Raw genomic sequence first — 1438 nt, forward strand, 5'->3', positions numbered from 1 at the left:
CCCCCCCCCCCCCCGCCGCGGGGGGGGGGGCGCTGGTGAACGAGTGCGTCCAGCAGCATATTCCGGTCGTGGGCATTAATCGACAGCCGACGATCCCCGGCGTGGATTACGTTTGTTCTGACAACGCCGCCGGCGCCGAACTGGCCGCCGACCAACTGCTGCGCAGCGGCTGTCAGCGCTTTGGCTGGCTCAACCACCATCCTTCCACCTGGGCCGGCCGCATGCGCGGGGAAGCGTTCGGCCGGGCGCTGCAAACGCGCGGAGTGGACGTCGAACGCCACCTGGTGATCCTCGCCTGTCAGCAAGAAGGTTACGCGGGCGGGTTACAGGCTGCGGCGCTCGCCGACGAGGCGCTGGAGGGGATCTTCTGCGCCAACGCCCAGCTTGCCTGTGGCTTTCTCGATGGAATGCGCCAGCGCGGCAGAGAGGCTCCGGCGGATTTTCAGCTGATTGGTTTTGATAACACGCCGACGACCGCGCAATATAGCTATCAGCTCACCACGCTACATCAGGATGTGGCGGCGATCGCCCGCCAGGCGCTCGCCCGGCTTCTGGAGCGCGCCGCCGACCCTTCGCAACCTTCACGCACCACCTGGGTGGAGGTAACCTTAATTCACCGGCGCACGTCGCCCTTTGTTATCTGAGAGCAGGACTATGACGGAAGCACAACGAGAGTCATTATGCGCCTTGATTCGCCAGGCAGGCGCCCACGCCCAGGCGCTGCGCGATGCGGGATTGCAGGTCGATAAAAAAGCGCGCCAGGACTTTGTGTCGCAGGCGGATCTCGCGGTAGAACAAGAGATTAAAGGCTGGCTGCAGGCCCACTTTCCCGAGGAGGGTTTCCTCGGCGAGGAGAGCGGTTTTGAAGGCGACGACCAGACCGTCTGGGTGCTGGATCCTGTCGATGGCACCACCAACTTTATTCTCGGCATGGATTACTGGTGCATCTCACTGGCGCGAGTGTGCCAGGGCGAGCTGTCGCTCGGCATCATTTACGCCCCCGATCGCGATGAATTTTTCTTCGCCGCCCGCGGCGAAGGCGCGTATCTCAACGGTCGGCGCCTGACGCTACGCGAGCCGGAGCCCGATGCGGTGGTGATCGGCATGGGGCGCTCCAGCCGGGCCCCGGCCAGCGACTACGCCCGGGCCATCGACACGCTGCTCGACGCCGGTCTGGAGTATCGCCGTTTTGGCGCGGGCGCCCTGATGCTGGCGCATGTCGCCGCCGGTCAGCTCCACGCCTATTATGAAGCGCATATGAACAGCTGGGATGCGCTGGCAGGCATGCTATTGATTGAGGAGGCGGGCGGAACGTGCAATGCGTTTCTCGCCAATGCGGGCCTGCGGCGAGGCAACCTCGTGCTGGCCGGCTGCGCAAGCGTCCAGCCTCGACTGGCCGCCCTGCTGGCGAAATGACGTCACGCCGCCGGTGTCTGAC

Annotated in this window: 2 protein-coding genes; both read left to right on the forward strand. The window is 64.9% G+C overall.

Annotated features, from left to right (window positions below):
• Positions 1-644, forward strand: a 644-nt coding sequence (locus HMPREF9538_RS30235) for a substrate-binding domain-containing protein (RefSeq protein ID WP_009485617.1), incomplete at its 5' end; no start/stop codon positions are given.
• A gap of 10 nt (positions 645-654) precedes the next feature.
• Positions 655-1416: an inositol monophosphatase family protein gene (locus HMPREF9538_RS09145; RefSeq protein WP_004177841.1), complete on the forward strand. Its 762-nt coding sequence runs from the start codon at positions 655-657 to the stop codon at positions 1414-1416.
• The last annotated feature ends 22 nt before the right edge of the window (positions 1417-1438 follow it).

Origin of the sequence: Klebsiella sp. MS 92-3, assembly GCF_000195655.1 — a bacterium.
In the GTDB taxonomy this organism is placed as follows: domain Bacteria; phylum Pseudomonadota; class Gammaproteobacteria; order Enterobacterales; family Enterobacteriaceae; genus Klebsiella; species Klebsiella pneumoniae.